Raw genomic sequence first — 19,990 nt, forward strand, 5'->3', positions numbered from 1 at the left:
TCCGCGACCGCAAAACCGTGTCGGCACCCACCAGGGCTGCCGACACGCTCAACCTGGATCAGTAACCGCCCGGGGGCGGATCATTCGTCATCTGCGGATCGCACTGGGCCAGGCCCTTCTCGCTGTCATTCACGGTGACCAGGACACTGAGCAGGCACTGATGCGTATTCGAGTGGGTCACCTCGATGTAGCTTCCGCACTCGCCGACCGTGGGTTCGCTGAGCTGGGTGTTCGGCGTGGCATACAGGTTTGCGACGGTATAGCCTTTCTGGCTGCACTCTTTCGCCAGCTGGTAGCGTACCGTCGTGTTGCACTCGGTCACGTTCACGATCTCGGGATCGAACTTGTAGTGGTACTTCTCGTCGCGCGTCTTGCGAAAGCCCTGCGTCGCATGGACCGAACCGGTCTCCACGACGGTGAGCGTCACTTCGATGTGGCTCATTGAATCTTCCCCTGGTTTGAGTGATTGACGAACATCTCGAACGCCGGCGAGCGGTATCCAGACTGCCGCAGACGTTCCAGATATGGAGCGGCCTCATCCTGGTGGCCAAGAAGTGTCGCGACCCTCACATAAGGGTCGAGAACGCGTGGGTCCGTGCTCTTCTCGGCACGTGGACGCAATTCGGTAAGTGCACGGTCCAGATGGGTCGATGCGGTGCCGGCATCGCCCTGTTGGCGGGCAATCTCGCCCGCGGTCATGTCGGCCAGCGCGCGCAGTACACGGTTGGAAGCGGCCGTGGCCGGCACGTCGCCGAACAGGCCCAGGGCTTCGTTCACGGCAGCGGCAGCGGGCACCAGTTCGCCCATGCGCAGGTGGGCCATGCTTTCCCACGTGCGGTTCACGGCCAGCAGCGTGCGCCAGTCGCTCACTTTCGCATCCACGGCCAGTAGCTTCTGCAGCATGTCGCCTGCATCGGCGTACCGGCGCAGCGCAAGCGCCGTGTCGCCGACACCGTACGCAAGCCAGCCCTGCTGCGAACGGGTGAGCGCGAGATCGCGCTGCCATTTGCGGTTGTCGGGAACATCGCGCACCAGCTGCGCAAACGTGGTGGCTGCGGCGGTGTAATCGGATTCGGCCTGCACCACCATGCCGAGGTCAGCATGCGCGCGGGCCACATGCAGGTCGGCGAGTGCGCGGCGATAAAGCCACAGGTTGGTGGGGTCACCGGATTCACGCGCGGCGAGCACGGCTTCGCGCTCCTGCATGTAATGGCTTAGCGTATCGCGCAGCTTGCCGCGCTGCTGTTCCACGCTGGCTTCCCAGCCCATGGTGTCGGCCAGCTCCAGCCAGGTCTTGCGATCGGTGGGCTGCATGCCGAGCACGCGCCGCTTCAGCGACGATGACAGCTCGAACTCACGGGTGGCATCTTCGGCGTGGTTGGTGCGTTGTGCGAGCGAGCCCAGGCAGTTGTGTGCGTAGGAAAGTTCGAGCCAGGCATCGGGCACGTCTGGCTCAAGCTTCGCGCGCAGCGTGGCCTGTTCCAGGTAGTTGTTCCATTCCTTCGCGGTCTCGTCGGTCTTGCCCCGTCCGAAAGCGATCTGGCCGCGCCAGTAGGCAAGCTTGCCGCGCTCCGCATAGGCCTCCGCCTGGTCGGGGTGACCGGCGACCAGATGCACGAGACTCGTGTCGGCGTTCTGGAACGCTTCGATGGCACCGTCGCTGTCACCACGCGCAAAGCGGATCTCGCCGATCTCGCGCAATGCCTTGGCCTGGCGCAGCACCGCGTCGGGCGCATCGCTCTTCCAGTCGTGGCCGCCCATCACCTGCATGGCGCGATGGGTCACCTCGTCGAGCAGGTCGAGACGACCCAGGGCATCCAGGCGTTCATTCATGTCACCGAGCATGAAGTCCAGCAGCGACTCGGCATCGGCACGACGTGCTTCCGCGTGGCGCTCGGCCTTGCGTGCGTTCACCGCCGCGAAGGTGGAGATCAGGGCCAGCACCGCGATGGCGGCGGCCATGCCCGCCAGGGTCATCATGGTGAAGCGGGCCTGACGCAGCGACAGGCCGATGAAGCGCGCCTGCGTGGCATCCAGTGGCGGATGCGCCTCGCGTGACAGCCGCTTTGCGTCGGCCAGCAGCTGGCCGCGCGGAATCAGATGCTCGCGGCGCTGGCCTTCGGTGGACCAGCGCGCGGCCATCTCGGCGATGCGTGCCCGTGCGCGCAGGTCGGCACGATGCGTCTGCACCCACTCGGCCACGCGGGGCCAGTGGCGCAGCAAGGCTTCGTGGGCGAGCGTGAAGCAGGGTTCGTCGTCTTCCAGCAGGCTGACCAGCAGGCGGGCGTCGATCAGCTGGCGTACGGCGTGCTGCTCGTCATCGTCGATGTCGATCCAGCGCACCGTGCGCGCGGTGACACCGTCACCATCGCCGGCCACGGCCACCAGCCGGTGCAACAGACGAGGGAAGGCGCGGATGGCGCGGGCATCCAGACTGTCGTGGATACGCTCGGCGCGCTGGGCCAGCGCGCCCTCCAGTCCACCCATGGCCTCGTAGGCGGCGAAGGTCAGCGTACCGTCTTCATCCTTGGCCTCGTACAGCGCCTGCAAGGTGTACTGGAGCAGGGGCAGGGCGGTGACATGGCGGCAGGCTGCTTCCAGCAGCACGTCGTCGAGCATGCGCTCGCCGTGCGGGTCGCGCCCGAAGTGCAGGCCGGCCGCGCGGGCGGGAAGGCGGATGATCTGGGCCATCTCGCCCTGCGTCGGCGGCGCGAGGTCGTAGCTGCCGCCGTCGTGCTTCAGGGCCAGCAGGCCGGGGATGGCCATGAGCTGTGGATAGAAATCGTTGCGGCAGGTGCCGAGCACGATGACCCGGCCACTGCGCGCCAGGCGGTCGAGGGCGGCAATGGTCGCCGTGACCTGCTCGGAAGCCTGGGTGAGCAGGCCCTCCATGGCATCGACCACGAGCAACAGGCGGCCGTTGCCCGCTGGCACCTCGCGCTCGATGCGTTCGATGACAAAGTCGAGGTCGTTCACCAGCGCCTTGCCCAGGGCCGGGCGCTCGCTGTCCACGAAGACAGGGCGGCCCCCCGGTGCCCAGCGGCACAGCGCACCGGCCAGGGTATCCACCAGCGGCGAAGTAGGAGTGCGGGCCACGAACGAGGTCCAGGCCGTGGCGCGCAGGCCATCGTGACCGGCCTCGCCCAGCAGCGCCGGCACGATACCCGCCTGCACCAGCGACGACTTGCCGCAGCCGCTCGGGCCGGCCACCAGCACGAAGGCGCAGCCATCGGCGTCGCTGCGACGGATCGCCCGCAGCAGTTCCGCCGTGGCGCGGGCGCGGCCGAAGAAGACGTCGCGGTCGTCGCTGCCGAAGGCCAGCAGGCCGCGGAAGGGCGAGCCGTCGTTCCAGCTGCGCCGGCTGACCGTGGCGCGCTCGCGGGCGTCGGCGAAGGCCACCTTCGCCACCACCTGGTAGCCGCGCTTGCGCACGGTGGCGATGTAGCGGGGCGAGCGGGCGTCGTCCTGGAGCGCCTTGCGCAGCAGGGCCATGGTCTTGTGGACCGGGTTGTCGCCATAGAACGTGCCCCGCCAGCAGGCGGCCAGCAACTGCTCGGTGCTCACCACTTCCCCGCCGGTACCGGCCAGGTAGGTGAGCACGTCGATCAACTTCGGCTCCAGGACAACACGCTCGTCCTGCCGCTCGATGCTGCGCTGGGACGGCCGCACGGTCCAGTCACCGAAGCTGAAGAACGCCGGATCTTCGCTGCTTTGCATGTCTTCCCTTCCGCCGCCACCTCGAAAAAGGCGCAGCGGTAAGTCCCCGTGTCTAAAGGGTTTTGCAAACCGTAAGGTTTCCGGAAGGACGCGAAAGGGCCCTCACCCCGAGGGTGTGCCCACTGTCGCCTCCCATGGATTCCCCCCAATGCCTGGTTTCCCGCTGCCCGGTCACCACGCCTCTCGCATTCTGTCACACGCCTCCTGCTCATGCCGGGTGCCGGAAGGGGTATCGCCGTGACCACGGTGACCGTCCTTCTCGCCGACGAGCATGAGGTGGCCCGCGACACACTCGCGACCCTGCTCTCGTCGACCCCGGGCTTCCAGGTGGTCGGCGCCACCGACGACGGCCTCGAGGCCGTACGCCTGGCGATGGCCACCCGGCCGTCCCTCATGGTTTTCGACAGCTCGATGCGGGGCTTGAGCGGTTTGCACGCCGCCCGCCGGATCGCGGGGCTGTGCCCGGAGACGAGGCTGCTGTGCCTCACGGCCCAGGAAGAGGCCGGCGCCATCCGCTCAGTGTTCGACGCCGGCTCGCATGGCTTCGTCCGCAAGCGCGACGGGTACGAGGTGCTGATGGAGGCCATCGAGTCCGTGATGCGCACCCGCTACTACGTGAGCCCCGAGGTCGCGGCCTTCCTGCTGCACGGCAAGCGCTGGCAGCGGCTTGCCCCGGTCCAGGGTCGCCACGCGCCTGAACTCACCCCCGAGCTCGAAGCCCTGATGGCGCCGCCGGCCCCCGTGGCCCTGCGCTATCCGCGGCCGATGCCGCGACCCGGTCTGCGCGAACCCTGCTGACCCGACGCCTGAACCCTTTCCCATCCACGCCACTGTCTTACCGGAGAGACCCATGGCCGACTTCCAGCGCTTCCTGCCGACCCTGCTTCGTTTCGAGGGCGGCTACTTCAACGACATTACCGGCCCGGGGATCATGTACAAGGGCATCACCCTTGCCACCTTCCAGCACTGCGCCGAGCGCCTGCTGGGCATCGAGCCGACCCTGCACGCCCTGCTGGCCCTGACCGACGAGCAGGCTGGCACCATCTACAAGGCCCTGCACTGGGACGTGGTGGGCGGCGACCAGATCGCCTTCCAGCCCGTGGCGAATATCGTCTCCGACTTTCATGTGAGCTCCGGCGAAGCGGCCACCCGCCTGCTGCAGCGGGTGCTCAACGGCCTGGGCGCGGCGCTGGCGGTGGACGGCCGCGTCGGCAAGGTCACGCTGACCGCCCTGGACCGCGCTGATCCGTACACTGTCTATACCCGCTACAAGCACGCCCGGGGGGAGTATTACCGTGAGCTGGTGCGGGCGCGGCCGGTGCTTGCCCGTTACCTGCATGGCTGGCTGGAACGCGTGGCCGCCTTCCCGGATTTTCCTGCAGTGGAGCGGGAGCACTGAGCCATGATCGAGTGTGCCCTCGACACCTTGCTATATACGTTGCGCGACGCCGTGGAAAAAACCTCCGACGCCAACAGCGTCCGGGTGGACCTTCCCGGTGCCGGCGACCCGGCCAGCCCGCTGGTGCTGCCGATCGCCACCTTCCGCGATCATCGACAACCGGACATGACCCTGCTGTCGCTGGAGTTCGACTGCTATCTGCGCCTGCGCCGCATCCGCGGCCAGCCCCTGCCGGAGCTGATCCTCAACCTGGGCAAGCCACGCTGGCGCTGGCTCAGCCGCAGCCGTCCCCACCGCATGCGCATCTCATATCGCGCCGTGGACGGCTGGCGCCCCCGGGTAGAGCTCGACGGCCGCCCCCTTCCGCTCAACTATCACGGTGAGGAATAAACCCATGGAACGTAGTGCAAAAATCCGCCGCATCCGCGTCCCGGTGGAATGGCAAGCGCTGGTGCTTGAGCAGCTTGATGGGCAGTACGCACCTGCTCGGCGCCGACCATATGTCGGAGGCCTCGTCGTATGCCTCATGGCGGTGCTGGCGACCGGCGCCATTTTGTTGCCAGGCTTCTGAGCCCGTCGGTGGCGGTCGAACGCCATGGCTTGCCTGAACCGAGAACCATGCATGTGGTCATGGTGAAAGCAATCACCGTCTGCGCAGGAACAAGCGACGGATCGTAGAAGTCGCTGGCGGTGAACATGAGGGCAACGACGGATAGCGTGCCGCCTATGGCGGCTCCATGCCAATGATGCCTGGCGGCGAGCATCAGGAGAGGGAGCAAGGTAGCCATCCGGCCGTAAACCAGTGCGCGGCCTCCGCTCACATGAACGTAGATGAGGATGAAGGCAAGCAGCGGTATCTGCAGGAACAGCACATCACGGAAAAGCCTGCTTTCACGAACGTGATGCCAGCGCAACGGAATGTCGAGAGCACGGTGTCGCTCTCTCAGCGCAAGGCATGCAGAAACAAGTGTCAACGCACCCAGGTAGTAACCCAGGAAGAAGGCAAGGGCTTCATCACCGGGTATGTGGTACAGAGAACCTCCATCCGGAGCGCGCGGCAGAAGGATGGATGCGCAGGATGCGACCGTCGTGGCAAGTGCGCTCAAGGCTACGGCGAGCCACATCCCGTTTATATCGATGTTACCGTCAGGCCGCTTCAATCGGGTGTATTGCGTGAACCACGCTACGATCGGCATGCAAAGAACGATGGGCGGCAGCGATGAGATCATGCCGTACGCCGGGCCGAATCGATCAACGGTGGTGATCGCCATGGCCGCAACGGGTAGTGCCTCGCCAATCACGAGTGCTGTCCAGTACCTGCGTGGCACCAGCAGCAGGCAGATCAGTCGAAGTCCCGCCGTCGGAACAAGGTGAGCGAGGGTAATATTGCGAAGAATGTCGTACGTGCCCGTGTAAGCGGCGGTGATCGCAAAGTGGTGCCCCCAATAGACGGGCGCCCTGGATTTCCACTGCATGCGAAGTCCCCCCTTCGACTGCCAAGAACTACCTGCAACGTCCGTACTATCTCGCCGACCCGCAGCCTTGCGTCGTCTTCGGGATATTAGGAGCGATCGGGCTGTCTGTCGACGCCCTCAGTCGTGCGTATCCGAAAAGCCGCCCGTGCCGCTCTTCTCGCCGAGATGAAGCTCCCGGTCAAAGGCGACATTGACGTCGCAGTAGCGCTTCTTCGATTGGGTTTGCCGATCCTGCTTGAAATATAGCGCCGGCTGGCCAACATCCTGATCCTCGTTCTTCGTCAGGTTGAACCAGATGAAGTGAACCGGCGCGTCATCCGCATAGCTCTCGCCGAAATCGCGATGGGCCAGTACCAGGGTCTCGATCTTGCCATCGGCGGAGCGAAGCAGGCGGAAATCATCCAGCGTGCAATCCGCGCCACCACCGGCCGTGATGTTCAGCTTCTCGTCGTCCAGCTTGCCGTCGGGTTTCTTGAATACGGGAACGAGATTCCAGGTGGCCTTCGGATCGCCAGAGGAGCGAACGTAGAAGGTGATCACATCGAAGCTATGTGCATTGAAGTTATCGCGCCACGCACGCATGGCCATGGCGGGAAGTCCACCGAGCGTGATGGTGTTAGGTCCGTTGTTAACCGGGATAATCTTCGGAGTGCTGCCGGCGGCGAAAGCTGGCGCGGCGAGCAGCATGGCAGCGATGAGCGTAAGCGGGCGGCACATGATTCGAATCCTTCGATTGGGGCGAGGAAAGTCTATCAAGTGTTTGAGGCGCGGATATGGCGCCAATATGGAACGTTGTCGGGGTGCTTAGAACACCCGAGGACACTTACCTGCAACCCTGCTTAGAGCAAGGTATAAGGTCATGGCGAAGTTTACGTCATGACCCCGTTCACCGCCTGGACGCGGCATTCTTCCCTCAGCCGCCTCTACCCATCGTGATCGCAGCTTGTTGTAGGAGCGCGCCTGCGCGCGACCATTCATCGCGCAGAACATCATCGTTGCCGTTCGACCGGTCGCGCGCAAGGCGCGCTCCTACAGGGCGCGCGTGTCGCACGATGGATATCGAATCGATCAGCGCCAAAGTCGATGCGACCACGTGGCAGGCATATGCCGAGGCGATGCAGTCGGTGCTGACCGAATACATGGCGGAAACCGAATTGCCGAATCAGCGGTGCGTCGCCCGGGCGATGTCGGGCGTCAACGTGCTGTATCGCATGAGCCTGCAATGCACCAGGCAGGCGAACGTGCGGCGCATGTGGGATGAGGTGCGCGCGCTGGGAGGGGCGAAATGATCGTGGGGCTGTGGGAAGTGGGTGTGGCGCTGGTGTTGCTGGTGGTGATCCTGCTTGTCTACCTGAGCAGTTATGGCCAGAGGTGTTCGCTGGCGACGGGGGCGCGGATGTTTTCGGTGTTGTCGTTTGTGGCGTTTATTGCCGGATCGTTTGCCGTGGGCGATATGGCGGCGCACGGGTGTTTGCTGCCGCGGGAGGTGTGGCCGGGGATGGTGTTTGACGCGGCGAGTGCGGGATTGGTAGGCGCGTCGCTGGGGGCGGCCTGGCTTTGGAGGATGTCGCGATAGGAAGCGATGCACCTGACGACACCGTATCCCTGTAGGAGCGCGCCTTGCGCGCGACCGGATGCATCGAAACGATGATGGTTTTCGCACAACCGGTCGCGCGCACGCGCGCTCCTACAAGATCACCGTGAGATCGGTAGAGGCGGCGGGGGCGGCCCTTGGCGCGACTTGATGGAGGTGAGGGGAGCGGGCGGAAAAGGCCGCGTAGCGGGGCCGGCTAGGAAGGCCGGCCTTTTTCGCCGAGGCAGGAGCCGAGTCGAAAAACCCCGCCCGCTCCCCGGGCCCGAAGGGGCGTAAGCCATAAGACACTGAGCCGCGTAGCGGCTCCTCCTTTCCCGAGGGACACCGCAAGCCGGAGCGCCAAGGGCCGCCCCCGTCGCCTCCAGGCGACCACGCCACACGCGCCGAGCGCGAGGCCGACAGGCGAGCCCACCCTACGGAGCGACGCACCACAAGGGCCGCTTTACTACGGAGCGACACCGTTCCAACCGGTCGCGCGCGAGGCGCGCTCCTACAGGGGAGGGTTACCAGCGGAGGGCGCGGGGGCCGATCAGGGCGCCGATGGCGGCAGGGACCAGCATGCCGGCGAGATACCACAGGGCCCAGAAGGGCGGCGCCATTTCCGGGCAGTGCAGGCAATAGGCCACGGTTGCCGTTGCGCCTGCGAACAAGCCCACGGCCGCCGCCGTTGCCCGGGGGCGCACCGGTGCCATGCCGCGTACCGCAAACAACATCGCGACGAATGCCGGCACCGAAAGCGTGGCGATCAGTACGGCGCACACCTTCCACGTATGCCCCATCACCATCGGCACGCGGTCTTCCATGTTTGCATGCGCAAGGATGCACGCCGCAGCCACCCATGCGATGGCAACGGGAAACGCCACCACCGACCAGCGCGGCCCCATCGGCATGCCCGGGCGTGCAAGACGGCTCACGGCCCACAACGAAACCCCGGCAATGCTCGCGGCATACGCCATGCGACACCAGAACATCGGCAGGCGGATCGCGTCGGAAATATCGGGGCGCAGGCCAAGCATCGCCACCATGAGCAGCAACGCACCGGCCAGCCCTGCCAATGCCGCCAGCGCATACCGGCGTGCCGGCTGGTGGGGATCCACCGCCGGTGCCTCGCTGGCAAGCATGGCAATCAGGTCATCGGTTTTCATAAGGAACCTCGCAGGCTGGCGGCCAGGGCCTTCAGGCCCCGGTGCACGCCCACCTTCACAGCCGATTCGGACATGCCGCTCTTTTTGGCAGCCTCCGCCACGGACAAACCCTGCAGCTTCACCATCTCGATCGGCAACCGGTGGCGCTCAGGCAGGGATTCCAGCAAACGGCCCACGTCGCGCCGCGCATTGGCCGGCTCCACGTCCGAATCCACGAAGATGCGGGCATCGTCATCGAGCGGATCGTGCAGGGCCTCGCGGCGCGCGTGCGCGCGGAAAAAATCCATGAGCTTGTAGCGGGCAATCGCGTGGACCCAGCTGGTGAGCGGTTGATCCTCGCGATACGTATGACGCGCATTGTGCACGGCCAGCAGGGTCTCCTGGAGGATGTCCTCCACGTCGTCCTGCGCACGCGGCAGGCGCCGGCGCAGGTACGCGCGCATGAAACCCGTCAGGCCATCCAGGAAACGCCGGTACTCGGCCGCGTCGCCACGCAGGCCGGCGATGAAGCTGCCGCGCAACGCGATCTCGGCCGGCGACGGAGCCGGTGCGGTCGGGTTCGGAGTCATCGGCGGCGCATCCATGGGCGATGGTATAGCGGGAGCGTGCTCACCATCGCAACAGCCTCGGTCCCAGCCAGGCACCCGCCAGCGTCGGCAGCAGCATGCCCAGCACATACCAGGTGCCCCAGAAAGGCGCCGCCATCTCGGTGCAATACAGCGTATAGACCAGCACGGCCTGCGCGCCGGCAAGCACGCCCGCCCCCATGCCCGCCAGCCGGAGCCGCGTGGGTGCCAGTCCGCGCACGGCCCAGAAGGTTGCCGCGAACGTGGGTAGCGACAGCGCAAGGATGTTGAAGGTGGCCACCCGCCAGGTATGCCCCAGCACCATGGGCATGCGCAGCGCGGCCGGGGCGGTTTCCAGCACCCAGGCCGAAGCGACCCAGACCGCCAGCAGCGGCAGTGCCACCAGCAGCCATGCCCAGCGCGTGGGCTGACCCGGTCGCGCCAGTCGCGCCGCCAGCAGCAGTGCCGCCGCCGCCACCGTCGCCGGAAACAGCGCCTTCAGCCAGAACACCGGGTTGTCGAGCACGGCAGGCAGGTCGTCGCGCATGCCACCAAAAGTAAGCAGCAGGGCCAGGGCCACACCGACCCCCAGCGTCGACGACCACGCCAGCCGTCGCGCCACGGCGTGCCGGCGCACGGGGCGCAGGTTGCTGGCGAGGGTATCGATGAGGTCTCGGGTGTGCATGTCTGGCTATTCGCGCGCGCGAGGTCGCCGGTTACAGCATCGAAGAAAAAAAATTTGTAACCGATCCGCTCGCCGTGGCGAATGAATGGATGAACCCGGGCGCCCTGCCCGGCAAGTCCAGGAGATCGCCATGAACCATCGTCACGCCGCCTCGTTCGCCTTCGCCTTCGCCGTTGCCGCTCTCGTGGCCGGTGCCACCCATGCCGACGACGCGGCCCAGTCCAAGGTCGAAAAGTGCTGGGGCGTCGCCAAGGCCGGCCAGAACGACTGTGCCGCCGGTCCGGGCACCACCTGCGCCGGTACCGCCAAGGCCGACTACCAGAAGAACGCATGGAAGAACGTGCCGACCGGCACCTGCACGTCGATCCAGACCCCGAAGGGTCATGGCTCGCTCACCAAAGAAGCCTGATGCCATGAGCACGCTCACCGCCGGTCTCGGCTTCAAGCCGCAGCACATCGACGAGGCCCTGGCCTGCGCCGAGCCCGGCGTGTGGCTGGAAGTGCATCCGGAAAACTACATGGTGGATGGCGGCCCACGCCTGGCCATGCTCGATGCGCTCGCACAGCATCACCCGCTGTCGCTGCATGGCGTATCGCTATCGCTGGGCTCGCCAGTGGCACCGGATACAAGGCACCTGGCGCGACTGCGCCGCCTGGTGGATCGCGTGCAGCCCGCCATGGTATCCGAACATCTTGCATGGTCGTCATGGGAAGGTCGTTACCTCCCCGATCTGCTGCCGTTCCCGCGCAGCACCGAAGCCTTGCTTCGTGTCGTGGAAAACGTGCAACGCACACAGGATGCGCTGGGTCGGCGCATCGCCGTGGAAAACCCGTCGCATTACGTCGTGGTCGAAGGCCATGAGTGGAGCGAGACGGATTTTCTCGCGGAGCTGGCCCGGCGCAGTGGCTGCGGCCTTCTTCTTGATATCAATAACGTGCACGTCAGTGCGCATAACCTCGGCTATGACGCGCGGGAGTATCTCGATGCATTTGCCTTGCATGAGGTGATGGAAATCCACCTCGCGGGTTACGCCGTGGATGAGTCGACAAGCGGGAGCTTGTTGATCGACTCGCATGATGCCCCGGTGGATGACGCGGTGTGGTCGCTCTACGCCGCCGTGATCGAGCACGGTGGACAGCGTCCCACGTTGATCGAGCGCGATGGCGACGTGCCGTCGTTCGCTACCTTGCTGGATGAACGCTCGCGTGCGCACCACCTGCTGCGTCACGGGGAGGTCGCATGAGTGGGCTTGCCGATTACCAGCGACGTTTCCTGCATGCGCTCGGCGATGCGGAAAGCCATTTCCTTCCGGCACGCCAGGCAGGCTTCGATGTGTATCGCAACACCACGCTGCGTGCGGGTATCGATGCACTCGAAGCAAACTTTCCGTCGGTGGCCTGCCTTGTCGGTCGCGACTGGTTTCGTGCTGCGGCGGCGGCATACGTCGAGATGTCGCCTCCGGAAGACCCTCGCCTGATGTTTTACGGCGACCTCTTTCCCGCGTTCCTCGATGCTGCCGAACAGGCAGCCGATGTTCCCTATCTCGGCGACGTTGCCCGGCTGGATCGCCTTTGGACCGAAAGCCAGAACGCCGCCGACGATATTCCGATGCCGTCGGCGATGTGGGTCGAACTCACGGAAGACGGGTTGTCGTCGGTGACGGTGCGACCGCATGCGTCGCTGCGGTTGTTCCGATCACCGCACCCGGCCGTCACCATCTGGCGCGCAAGTCGCGAAGGCCGTGCCGTTGAAGGTGAGCTGGCATGGCAGCCCGAACACGCCGTGGTGGTTCGCGCGCATATGCAGGTCACGGTGCATGACGTCGGTGCGCCCTGCCTGATGTTCATCGAAGCCTGTGCATCAGGCAGCACGCTCGCCGAGGCTGCCGTGCATACCCATCGTTTTCACCCCGACGCCGCCATCGACCGCATCCTCGCCGGATGCCAGCTGGCCGGTCTCTTTGTCCTTGCGCATGGAGAAACCAACCCATGAACCGTCACGATGTTGCCGCGATGCAGCAAACCTTTTCCCTGCGGGATCGCTGGAATGCCCTGGCCGATCGGGTAAGCGGGTGGATCGGGCACGACCTGCTGGCCGTGCTCTCCCGTGTCTCGATTGCCGCCATCTTCTTCCAGTCCGGGCGGACCAAGGTCGAGGGCTTCCTGACCCTTACGGAAAGCACTTATGAGCTGTTCCGCACCGAATACAAGCTGCCCCTGGTGCCGCCAGAGGTGGCGGCCCATATGTCGGCCTATGTGGAGACCTTCGTGCCGATGCTGCTTGTGATGGGCCTCTTCACGCGGGCGTCAGCCCTGCTATTGCTGGGCATGACTACGATCATTGAAGTGTTTGTATACCCGGATGCATGGCCCACGCACTTGTCCTGGGCGGCCATCCTGCTGTATCTCATCGCGCGTGGTGGCGGTCGTCTGTCGCTTGATCGCGTGTTCCGCATCCACTGACGGTATTTGTCCGTATACGTGTGTAACCGAAACCGCAGCGGGCACGAATATCCTCGTGCCACTACGGCACAACCCCAAACCACGGAGTACTTCCATGCAGACCTCGACCAGCAGCATCGCCGCCGCCGCCGCCCTCTTCGCCGTCTCGGCCGTCGCCATCTCGGTTCCTGCCCAGGCCGCTGAAAAGGCTGGCGATACCGTGCATTGCTACGGCATCAACAGCTGTAAGGGCCAGTCGGATTGCAAGACCGCCAACAACGCCTGCAAGGGCCAGAACACCTGCAAGGGCCAGGGCTTCAAGGAAGTGTCGGCCGACAAGTGCACGTCCGCCGGCGGCAGCACCACGGCTCCGGCGAAGTAATCTGCCGGTCCGGCCGCCATGGGGCGGCCGGACCACCGGGGTCTGTATGAACACCTCTTCGCTTCCCAGCTTCCACGGTTTCGGTCTCGGCCTGCGCATTCCGCATTACGCCGATTTCCTCGAACAGGTGCAGCCTGTCGATTTCGTGGAGGTCATCTCCGAGAACTTCATGGTGGAGGGTGGCCGTCCGCTCGACGTACTGTCGCGTATCCGCGAACGGCATCCGGTGGCGCTGCATGGCGTCTCCATGAATATCGGCGGCGAAGGCCTCGACCGCGACTACCTGCGCCGCCTGCGTCATCTGGCCGACCGCGTCGACCCGTTGTGGGTGTCGGATCACCTGTGCTGGACCGGTATCGCCGGCTTCAACTCCCACGACCTGCTGCCGCTGCCGTATACCGAGGAAGCGCTTGCGCTGGTCGCTGACAACGTGAAGCTCGCCCAGGATGTACTGGGGCGCCAGCTGGTGCTGGAAAACCCGTCCACCTATCTTTCGTTTCCCGATGCAGCCCTCAGCGAGGCAGGCTTTCTTGCCGAGCTTTGCGCGCGCACCGACTGCTATCTCCTGCTGGACGTGAACAACATCTACGTCAGCACCACCAACCACGGCCTGGACCCGGACGACTGGATCGAACGCCTTCCGCTCGATCGCGTGCGCCAGGTGCATCTTGCGGGCCACAGCCAGGGTCGCGACATGCTGGTGGATACGCACGACGCGCCGGTTCCTGATTCGGTATGGGCCTTGTACGAACGCTTCGTCGCCCGCCTGGGCGAGGTGGCCATCATGATCGAACGCGACGACCACATTCCGCCGCTGGGCGAACTGCTTGCCGAAGTGGCACACGCCCGTGACCTTGCCGCCGCGTCGCGGCGACAGGCGGCATGAACCTGCGCGACTGGCAAAAGGCCTTCGTGGCGGCGCTGGCTCGTGGGCTCGTGCCTTCGGATACCGATCCGCGCGGCATGGCCGTCTACGCCAACAATTACCGCGCGCAGCTTCTCGCCAGTCTGGGCGAGACATATGAAAAGACACGGCTCTGGCTCGGCGACGATGCCTTTGATGCGGCGGCATCGCGTTACGTCGATGCCAACCCGCCCGCATCGTGGACCCTGGATGCCTATGGCGAATCGTTCATCCAGCAACTGGAGAACGAATACTCCATCGATCCCGAGATCGCCGAGCTGGCCTGGCTCGACTGGCAGCTGCGTCGCGCTTTTGCCGGCCCCGATGCCGTTGCCGTACAGGTCGGCGAGCTGGTGGCCGATGACTGGGACCGCGTCGAGTTCGATTTCGTGCCGACATTGCGTATCCGCCGGATGCGCAGCAATGCCGTGGCCATCTGGCGGGCCATTGCCAACGGCGTCGATCCCCCCGTCTCCATGTTCGTGGAAGACGGGGTAGGGGCCCGGGTATGGCGGCAGGGCCTGTCACCCCGCTTTGCCAGCATGACGGCCGACGAAACGGCCTGCCTCGACCTGGCACTGGCCGGTGCGAGCTTCGGCGAGATCTGCACCTGGCTGGGGCGCACCCACGAAGGGGAGCAGGCAGCCCGTATCGCGGGTGGTTGCCTGGGCGCCTGGACCGCAGAAGGCATGATCCGCAGCCTGCGCGCCTGACGGTTTTCCCCAGGTTCTTGCGAACCGGCATATAGAGTGCGTAAACAGTCGGAAAAGAGCGCCGAAATGCGTTGACTCCGCCGCATCGCAGCAAGACAATGCCCACACCCGGCAGCCCCTTGCTGACGGGCCCTCCGTCCACCCAGACAAAGGCATATGGACACCTACCCTAGTCGCCACGTCGACAGCCGCTCGCTTCGGTTGCCGACAAAGCATCACAACCCGATTGCCTGCGGCGACCGCCAGCGGTCGGCCGGCGCTTTCCTCGACTAGGGAAGACCGGCCCACTCCTTGCGGCAGCCACAGGCGCCGTACCCGAGGAGATGGGCCATGAAGCTCGTTAACGCTGTCCTCCACCTGCTCGCCGCAGGTCGTTTCGCACCGGACCGTCGCGTCCGTCCGCATACCTGGCATATCACCGTTCCCGCGTCGCACGCCGATGCGCAGGTGCCTGCATCCGTCATCGACATGCATTGGGAAACCGATCCCGGCTGCGGCCGTCCGGTAGCCCGCTGGCATGGTCACGCCACGTCCCACATCGCGGCCTGACCGCTCGTTATTCGAGGAGAACGACGACCTTGGATCCAGACCCTAGTCCCCGCTCCAGCCAGCCGTCGTACTGACCGCCGTTTCTCCGGACGCGGCGGACAGTAACGATTCCACCGCGGACGGGCCTTCCCTTCCGCATGCCCACGACGCTCACCTTACCGGTGGGCGCCGTGGGTGCGTTCGTTTGCCCAAGGGAATCTCCATGCTTTTCCGCACGCCCGCATTTGCCGCCCGCGCTTTTCTCGCGTCCGCTATCATCTTCCTGCTTGCCGGCTGCTCGCATGGTGCAGCGGAGCAGGATGCCGCGCCCATCGTGGTCAATGACCACGGTATCCGCCGCGTACCCGAACACTCGCCGTTGCGTGACCGTCTGAAGGTGCAGGCGGTCGCGGTGCGCGACCTTGCCCATGCACTCACGGCCCCGGCCATCGTCGAAGCCGATCCGAGTCACACACTCAACATCCTGCCGCCGGTCACCGGGCGCATCGTCGAACTGAAAGTGGCGCTGGGTGACCGTGTCACGCGCGGCCAGGTGCTGGCCGTGATCGCTTCGGGCGATTACGCGCAGGCATCCTCCGACGAGGCGCGCGCCCGCGATGCCATGGAGCTTGCCAGCAAGGCCATGGAACGCGCCAAGGGCGTGAACGAAGCAGGTGGTGCCGCGCAGAAAGATCTCGAAGCCGCGCAGAGCAGCTATGCGCAGGCGCAGGCCGAATTCCAGCGGGCATCCAGTCGCCTTGCCTCGCTGGGCAGGGTGAGCGGCACGGGCAGTGCGCGTGGCGTGGCCGTGGTGTCGCCGGTGGATGGCAGCGTGACGGCACTGTCGGCTGCCGTCGGCGGTTTCGCGAACGATCCCAACGCCTCGCTGATGACGATCACCGACCTGGGGCATGTGTGGATCACGGCGAATGTCGCAGAGAACGACGTCCATGAAGTGGCCCGCGGCCAGCAGGCCGAGGTGACGCTTCCCGCATGGCCGGGGCGTTCCTTCCATGGTGTGGTGCAATCGGTGAGCGATGTGCTCGATCCCGACTCGCGCCGCGTGAAGGCGCGCATTGCCGTGCCGAACGAACAGGGCGAACTCAAGGCCAACATGTACGCCACGGCCACCTTCGACGTGCCGCGCGTGCAGGCCGTGCTGGTGCCGCAATCGGCCCTGCTGATGAACAACGACGATGTCACTGTGTTCGTGGAGACCGCGCCGTGGACGTTCAGCCGCCGCGCCGTGGTGCTCGGTGGCGACGAAGGCGACGAAGCCCGCATCGTGAAGGGCCTCGCGCCGGGCGATCGCGTGGTGACGCTCGGCGGAGTGCTGATCAATGATTGATCGTTTCATTGCCTGGTGCCTGCACCGCCGGGCCATCGTCTTCGGCGTCTCGCTGCTGGTGCTCGTCTACGGCTATTACGCCTGGACGCAGCTGGCAGTGGAGGCGTATCCCGAACTGGCCGACGTCACCGCGCAGGTCACCACCCAGGTGCCCGGCCTCGCCGCGGAAGAAATCGAACAGCAGATCACCACGCCGCTGGAACGCGGCCTCGCCGGCACGCCCGGTGTGGTCAGCATGCGTTCCAGCAGCACCTTCGGCCTGTCACTCATCACGCTCACCTTCCGCGAAGGCGCGGAGGATTACTGGTCGCGCCAGCGCGTGACCGAACGCCTGGCCAACGTCACGCTGCCGCCGGGCGTCACCCCGACGCTCGATCCGGTATCCGGTCCGGCGGGCGAGATCTATCGCTATACGCTGGATTCGGACTCGAAGAACCTGATGGAGCTGTCCGAGATCCAGCGCTGGAAGGTCATCCCCGCGCTGCAACAGGTGCCGGGCGTGGCCAATGTGGACAACTTCGGCGGCTTCACCAAGGAGTTCCAGCTCGAAGTCGATCCGCAGAAGCTGTTGCAGTTCGGCGTCGGCATGAATGACGTCATCAACGCACTCAGCGCCAACAACACCAATGCCGGTGGCGGTCGCGTCACCCGTGGCGAGCAGTCGTATGTGATCCGCGGCGAAGGCCTCATGCGTTCGCTGAAGGACATGGGTGACATCGTGGTCACCCAGCACAACGGCGATCCCGTGCGGGTGAGCGACCTGGGCAAGCTTCAGTATGGGCACCAGATCCGTGAAGGTATTCTCGGCAAGGACAATAACCCCGATGCCGTCGAAGGCATCGTGGACCTGCTGCTCCACGAGAATCCGTCGCAGGTGCTCAAGGGTATCCACGCCCGTGTGGATCAGCTGAACAAGGAGCTGGCACCGCAGGGCGTGCGCATCGTGCCCTATCTGGATCGCGACGAACTGGTGCAGTCCACCGTGGAGAAGGTATCGCACACGGTGATCGAAGGCGTGGGCCTGGTCTGCATCGTGCTGATCCTGTTCCTGGGCAGCCCGCGCAGTGCGATGGTGGCCGCCGTGACCATTCCGTTCGCGCTGGTCACCGCCTTCATCGTGATGCACTTCACCAACATGCCCGCGAACCTGTTCTCGCTGGGCGCCATCGACTTTGGCGTGATCGTGGATGGCGCCATCGTGGTTACCGAGGCGATCCTGCGCAAGCGCGAATCGCGTCCGGAAGGCTGGCTGCACGAATCCGATGTGCTGACGGCCACGAAGCAGGTGGCCCGTCCGATCTTCTTCGCCACGCTGATCATCATCACGGCTTACGCGCCGTTGCTCGCGTTCGAGCGTGCCGAGGGCAAGCTGTTCTCGCCGATGGCCCACACCGTGGGCTACGCCTTGCTGGGTGCGCTGCTGTGCTCCATCGCCATCGTTCCGGCGCTGGCCTGGCTCGCCCTGCGCAAGCCGCGCAAGATGTTCCACAACAAGCCTCTTGAACGTTTGCAGCATGGCTACCGGCGTACGCTGGAGCGACTGCTAGGCCGCCCGCGCATTGCCTATGCCATTGCGCTGGGAGCACTGATTGCGGTGGTATCGCTGGGCGCCACCATCGGCCGCGAATTCCTTCCCGACCTGGACGAAGGTTCGCTCTGGGTGCAGGTACAGCTGCCCAGTGGCCTGTCGCTGGAAAAGGCCAGCGAGATGGCGAGCGAGTATCGCCGTGCGGTGAGCGAGTTCCCGGAGGTGAGCCATGTCGTGACTCAGCTGGGTCGCAACGACACCGGCAGCGATCCGTGGACCCCGTCGCATATCGAATCGGGTGTGGTCCTGAAGCCTTACGATCAGTGGCCGTCCGGCGAAACCAAGGCCGAGTTCATTCGTCGTCTGAACAAGCGGCTGCAAGCCATTCCCGGCATCAGCGCCGGTATCAGCCAGCCGATCATCGATGGCGAGAACGACATGGTGGGCGGCGCGCACAGCCCGCTGGTGCTGCGTATCTATGGCGACGACTTCAAGGAGCTTCGCCGCATCGGCGGTGAGATCGTGGACGTGTTGCACGACACGCCGGGAACCGCCGACGCCTCGATCTTCCAGGAACCGCCGATTCCCCAGCTGACGGTCACCGTCGATCGCGACGCGGCGGCGCGCTATGGCATCAACGTGTCGGACATCAATACGCTGATCCAGACCGGCGTGGGTGGTGCGGCCATCACGCAGGCCTATGTGGGCGATCGCGTGTACAACGTCACCGCACGCGTGCCGCACGGTATCGCGGCGGATCCGGAGTCGCTGGGACGTCTTGTGCTCACGGCGCCTTCCGGTGCCCGCGTGCCGCTGGCCATGGTCACCCACATCACGATGCAGACGGGCGAGAGCACCATCGCCCACGAGCAGACGCGCCGGCAGATCACGATACGCATCGACAACCGTGATCGCGCGCTGTCGGAGTACCTGGCGGATGCCCAGCAGCGCATCGCGTCGAAAGTGCATTTCGATGCATCGACCTACACCTTGCAGTGGGCTGGCCAGTTCGAGAACCAGCAGCGCGCGCAATCGCGCCTGGTGCTGGTGATGGGACTGGTTCTGGCAGTGATGGCCGTGTTCCTGTTTGCCGAGTTCGGCAACCTGCGTCAGGCCCTGCTCGTGCTGGCCGTGGTGCCACTGGCGACGCTTGGTGGCCTGATTTCGCTGCATGTGAAAGGAGAAACGCTGAACATCGCGACAGCCGTGGGCTTTATCGCCTTGTTTGGCGTGGCGGTGCAGAACGGCATCATCATGGTGGCCAACTTCAATCGCATGCGCCGTGACGGCCATGACGTGCGCGAAGCGGTGCTTTCCGGCGCAAGCGAGCGTTTCCGTCCCGTGCTGATGACGGCCACAGTCGCCAGCGTAGGCATGTTGCCCGCCGCGCTTGCCACCGGTATTGGTACGGACGTGCAGCGTGGCCTCGCCACGGTGGTGGTGGGTGGCCTCGTGGTCGCGACCCTGCTGACCTTGTTCATCCTTCCCACTTTCTACGATGTGCTGGAGCGTTCCGTGGAGCGCCGTCGCCGCCGTCATGCGCGGCCCGGGCAGGAGATCTGAT

22 protein-coding genes are annotated in these 19,990 nt (G+C 65.2%); 15 read left to right on the forward strand and 7 right to left on the reverse strand.

Annotated features, from left to right (window positions below; all coding sequences use genetic code 11):
• Positions 1 to 58 precede the first annotated feature (58 nt).
• On the reverse strand, positions 59 to 442 hold the full coding sequence (locus KR767_RS09440; RefSeq protein WP_250878930.1) for a hypothetical protein: 384 nt from the start codon (positions 440 to 442) through the stop codon (positions 59 to 61).
• Positions 439 to 3,717, reverse strand: coding sequence for an nSTAND1 domain-containing NTPase (locus KR767_RS09445; RefSeq protein WP_166950506.1), 3,279 nt, complete (start codon positions 3,715 to 3,717; stop codon positions 439 to 441). The genes KR767_RS09440 and KR767_RS09445 overlap by 4 nt, the downstream gene beginning before the upstream one ends.
• 237 nt (positions 3,718 to 3,954) lie before the next feature.
• On the opposite strand from KR767_RS09445, the gene KR767_RS09450 reads away from it, so the two are divergent.
• Genes KR767_RS09450 through KR767_RS09460 form a run of 3 tightly spaced genes read left to right on the forward strand, consistent with a single transcriptional unit; the run spans position 3,955 to position 5,506 of the window.
• A complete protein-coding gene (locus KR767_RS09450; RefSeq protein ID WP_250878931.1) occupies positions 3,955 to 4,515 on the forward strand; it encodes a response regulator in 561 nt (186 codons plus the stop codon).
• A 52-nt stretch (positions 4,516 to 4,567) separates the two neighbouring features.
• On the forward strand, positions 4,568 to 5,116 hold the full coding sequence (locus KR767_RS09455) for a glycoside hydrolase family 108 protein (RefSeq protein ID WP_250878932.1): 549 nt from the start codon (positions 4,568 to 4,570) through the stop codon (positions 5,114 to 5,116).
• A 3-nt stretch (positions 5,117 to 5,119) separates the two neighbouring features.
• Positions 5,120 to 5,506, forward strand: a complete 387-nt coding sequence (locus KR767_RS09460) for a hypothetical protein (RefSeq protein WP_166950500.1) — start codon at positions 5,120 to 5,122, stop codon at positions 5,504 to 5,506.
• A 134-nt stretch (positions 5,507 to 5,640) separates the two neighbouring features.
• Here KR767_RS09460 and KR767_RS09465 read toward each other — a convergent pair whose 3' ends face one another.
• Positions 5,641 to 6,591, reverse strand: a complete 951-nt coding sequence (locus KR767_RS09465) for an MASE1 domain-containing protein (RefSeq protein ID WP_250878933.1) — start codon at positions 6,589 to 6,591, stop codon at positions 5,641 to 5,643.
• A gap of 117 nt (positions 6,592 to 6,708) precedes the next feature.
• Entirely contained in the window at positions 6,709 to 7,308 is a 600-nt protein-coding gene (locus KR767_RS09470; protein ID WP_250878934.1) for a carbapenem self-resistance protein CarG family protein, read from the reverse strand.
• Between the two features lie 335 nt (positions 7,309 to 7,643).
• Between KR767_RS09470 and KR767_RS09475 the strand changes: the two genes are divergently transcribed.
• Together KR767_RS09475 and KR767_RS09480 are read left to right on the forward strand one after the other, a co-directional pair.
• A complete protein-coding gene (locus KR767_RS09475) occupies positions 7,644 to 7,880 on the forward strand; it encodes a hypothetical protein (protein WP_250878935.1) in 237 nt (78 codons plus the stop codon).
• Positions 7,877 to 8,167 carry a hypothetical protein gene (locus KR767_RS09480; protein WP_250878936.1) on the forward strand — a complete coding sequence of 97 codons (291 nt, stop codon included), beginning with the start codon at positions 7,877 to 7,879 and terminating at the stop codon, positions 8,165 to 8,167. The genes KR767_RS09475 and KR767_RS09480 overlap by 4 nt, the downstream gene beginning before the upstream one ends.
• A 521-nt stretch (positions 8,168 to 8,688) precedes the next feature.
• Here KR767_RS09480 and KR767_RS09485 read toward each other — a convergent pair.
• Genes KR767_RS09485 through KR767_RS09495 form a run of 3 tightly spaced genes read right to left on the reverse strand, consistent with a single transcriptional unit; the run spans position 8,689 to position 10,581 of the window.
• Entirely contained in the window at positions 8,689 to 9,330 is a 642-nt protein-coding gene (locus KR767_RS09485; RefSeq protein ID WP_250878937.1) for an NrsF family protein, read from the reverse strand.
• Complete coding sequence (locus KR767_RS09490; protein WP_208392646.1) at positions 9,327 to 9,899, reverse strand: sigma-70 family RNA polymerase sigma factor; 573 nt, start codon at positions 9,897 to 9,899, stop codon at positions 9,327 to 9,329. The genes KR767_RS09485 and KR767_RS09490 overlap by 4 nt, the downstream gene beginning before the upstream one ends.
• A gap of 40 nt (positions 9,900 to 9,939) precedes the next feature.
• The gene (locus tag KR767_RS09495; protein ID WP_166950478.1) at positions 9,940 to 10,581 is read right to left on the reverse strand and encodes a DUF1109 domain-containing protein; all 642 of its coding nucleotides are present in this window, start codon (positions 10,579 to 10,581) and stop codon (positions 9,940 to 9,942) included.
• A gap of 130 nt (positions 10,582 to 10,711) precedes the next feature.
• Between KR767_RS09495 and KR767_RS09500 the strand changes: the two genes are divergently transcribed.
• The 10 genes from KR767_RS09500 (at position 10,712) to KR767_RS09545 (ending at position 19,989) form a co-directional block, all read left to right on the forward strand.
• Positions 10,712 to 10,990 carry a BufA1 family periplasmic bufferin-type metallophore gene (locus tag KR767_RS09500; protein ID WP_250878938.1) on the forward strand — a complete coding sequence of 93 codons (279 nt, stop codon included), beginning with the start codon at positions 10,712 to 10,714 and terminating at the stop codon, positions 10,988 to 10,990.
• Positions 10,991 to 10,994: 4 nt separating this feature from the next.
• Positions 10,995 to 11,825 carry an MNIO family bufferin maturase gene (gene bufB, locus KR767_RS09505; RefSeq protein WP_250878939.1) on the forward strand — a complete coding sequence of 277 codons (831 nt, stop codon included), beginning with the start codon at positions 10,995 to 10,997 and terminating at the stop codon, positions 11,823 to 11,825.
• A complete protein-coding gene (locus KR767_RS09510; protein ID WP_250878940.1) occupies positions 11,822 to 12,574 on the forward strand; it encodes an HvfC/BufC N-terminal domain-containing protein in 753 nt (250 codons plus the stop codon). The genes bufB (KR767_RS09505) and KR767_RS09510 overlap by 4 nt, the downstream gene beginning before the upstream one ends.
• Positions 12,571 to 13,044 carry a DoxX family protein gene (locus KR767_RS09515; RefSeq protein WP_250878941.1) on the forward strand — a complete coding sequence of 158 codons (474 nt, stop codon included), beginning with the start codon at positions 12,571 to 12,573 and terminating at the stop codon, positions 13,042 to 13,044. Before KR767_RS09510 ends, KR767_RS09515 begins: the two co-directional genes overlap by 4 nt.
• Positions 13,045 to 13,138: 94 nt before the next feature.
• A complete protein-coding gene (gene bufA2 / locus KR767_RS09520) occupies positions 13,139 to 13,405 on the forward strand; it encodes a BufA2 family periplasmic bufferin-type metallophore (RefSeq protein WP_250878942.1) in 267 nt (88 codons plus the stop codon).
• Positions 13,406 to 13,451: 46 nt separating this feature from the next.
• Entirely contained in the window at positions 13,452 to 14,291 is an 840-nt protein-coding gene (gene bufB / locus KR767_RS09525; protein ID WP_250878943.1) for an MNIO family bufferin maturase, read from the forward strand.
• Positions 14,288 to 15,022 (forward strand): HvfC/BufC N-terminal domain-containing protein, encoded by a 735-nt coding sequence (locus KR767_RS09530; RefSeq protein ID WP_250878944.1) that lies wholly within the window; start codon positions 14,288 to 14,290, stop codon positions 15,020 to 15,022. Before bufB (KR767_RS09525) ends, KR767_RS09530 begins: the two co-directional genes overlap by 4 nt.
• Positions 15,023 to 15,352: 330 nt before the next feature.
• On the forward strand, positions 15,353 to 15,571 hold the full coding sequence (locus KR767_RS09535; RefSeq protein WP_166950465.1) for a hypothetical protein: 219 nt from the start codon (positions 15,353 to 15,355) through the stop codon (positions 15,569 to 15,571).
• A gap of 202 nt (positions 15,572 to 15,773) precedes the next feature.
• The gene (locus tag KR767_RS09540) at positions 15,774 to 16,898 is read left to right on the forward strand and encodes an efflux RND transporter periplasmic adaptor subunit (RefSeq protein WP_250878945.1); all 1,125 of its coding nucleotides are present in this window, start codon (positions 15,774 to 15,776) and stop codon (positions 16,896 to 16,898) included.
• Positions 16,891 to 19,989: an efflux RND transporter permease subunit gene (locus tag KR767_RS09545; protein ID WP_250878946.1), complete on the forward strand. Its 3,099-nt coding sequence runs from the start codon at positions 16,891 to 16,893 to the stop codon at positions 19,987 to 19,989. Before KR767_RS09540 ends, KR767_RS09545 begins: the two co-directional genes overlap by 8 nt.
• Position 19,990 lies beyond the last annotated feature (1 nt).

Origin of the sequence: Luteibacter anthropi, from assembly GCF_023699965.1 — a bacterium.
In the GTDB taxonomy this organism is placed as follows: Bacteria; Pseudomonadota; Gammaproteobacteria; order Xanthomonadales; family Rhodanobacteraceae; genus Luteibacter; species Luteibacter anthropi.

Excerpts from the sequence above, each read along its gene's own strand:
- KR767_RS09440 (WP_250878930.1), bottom strand. The coding sequence starts at position 442 with ATGAGCCACATCGAAGTGACGCTCACCGTCGTGGAGACCGGTTCGGTC.
- KR767_RS09445 (WP_166950506.1), bottom strand. The coding sequence starts at position 3,717 with ATGCAAAGCAGCGAAGATCCGGCGTTCTTCAGCTTCGGTGACTGGACC.
- KR767_RS09455 (WP_250878932.1), top strand. The coding sequence starts at position 4,568 with ATGGCCGACTTCCAGCGCTTCCTGCCGACCCTGCTTCGTTTCGAGGGC.
- KR767_RS09460 (WP_166950500.1), top strand. The coding sequence starts at position 5,120 with ATGATCGAGTGTGCCCTCGACACCTTGCTATATACGTTGCGCGACGCC.
- KR767_RS09465 (WP_250878933.1), bottom strand. The coding sequence starts at position 6,591 with ATGCAGTGGAAATCCAGGGCGCCCGTCTATTGGGGGCACCACTTTGCG.
- KR767_RS09470 (WP_250878934.1), bottom strand. The coding sequence starts at position 7,308 with ATGTGCCGCCCGCTTACGCTCATCGCTGCCATGCTGCTCGCCGCGCCA.
- KR767_RS09475 (WP_250878935.1), top strand. The coding sequence starts at position 7,644 with ATGGATATCGAATCGATCAGCGCCAAAGTCGATGCGACCACGTGGCAG.
- KR767_RS09480 (WP_250878936.1), top strand. The coding sequence starts at position 7,877 with ATGATCGTGGGGCTGTGGGAAGTGGGTGTGGCGCTGGTGTTGCTGGTG.
- KR767_RS09485 (WP_250878937.1), bottom strand. The coding sequence starts at position 9,330 with ATGAAAACCGATGACCTGATTGCCATGCTTGCCAGCGAGGCACCGGCG.
- KR767_RS09490 (WP_208392646.1), bottom strand. The coding sequence starts at position 9,899 with ATGACTCCGAACCCGACCGCACCGGCTCCGTCGCCGGCCGAGATCGCG.
- KR767_RS09495 (WP_166950478.1), bottom strand. The coding sequence starts at position 10,581 with ATGCACACCCGAGACCTCATCGATACCCTCGCCAGCAACCTGCGCCCC.
- KR767_RS09500 (WP_250878938.1), top strand. The coding sequence starts at position 10,712 with ATGAACCATCGTCACGCCGCCTCGTTCGCCTTCGCCTTCGCCGTTGCC.
- bufB (WP_250878939.1), top strand. The coding sequence starts at position 10,995 with ATGAGCACGCTCACCGCCGGTCTCGGCTTCAAGCCGCAGCACATCGAC.
- KR767_RS09510 (WP_250878940.1), top strand. The coding sequence starts at position 11,822 with ATGAGTGGGCTTGCCGATTACCAGCGACGTTTCCTGCATGCGCTCGGC.
- KR767_RS09515 (WP_250878941.1), top strand. The coding sequence starts at position 12,571 with ATGAACCGTCACGATGTTGCCGCGATGCAGCAAACCTTTTCCCTGCGG.
- bufA2 (WP_250878942.1), top strand. The coding sequence starts at position 13,139 with ATGCAGACCTCGACCAGCAGCATCGCCGCCGCCGCCGCCCTCTTCGCC.
- bufB (WP_250878943.1), top strand. The coding sequence starts at position 13,452 with ATGAACACCTCTTCGCTTCCCAGCTTCCACGGTTTCGGTCTCGGCCTG.
- KR767_RS09530 (WP_250878944.1), top strand. The coding sequence starts at position 14,288 with ATGAACCTGCGCGACTGGCAAAAGGCCTTCGTGGCGGCGCTGGCTCGT.
- KR767_RS09535 (WP_166950465.1), top strand. The coding sequence starts at position 15,353 with ATGAAGCTCGTTAACGCTGTCCTCCACCTGCTCGCCGCAGGTCGTTTC.
- KR767_RS09540 (WP_250878945.1), top strand. The coding sequence starts at position 15,774 with ATGCTTTTCCGCACGCCCGCATTTGCCGCCCGCGCTTTTCTCGCGTCC.
- KR767_RS09545 (WP_250878946.1), top strand. The coding sequence starts at position 16,891 with ATGATTGATCGTTTCATTGCCTGGTGCCTGCACCGCCGGGCCATCGTC.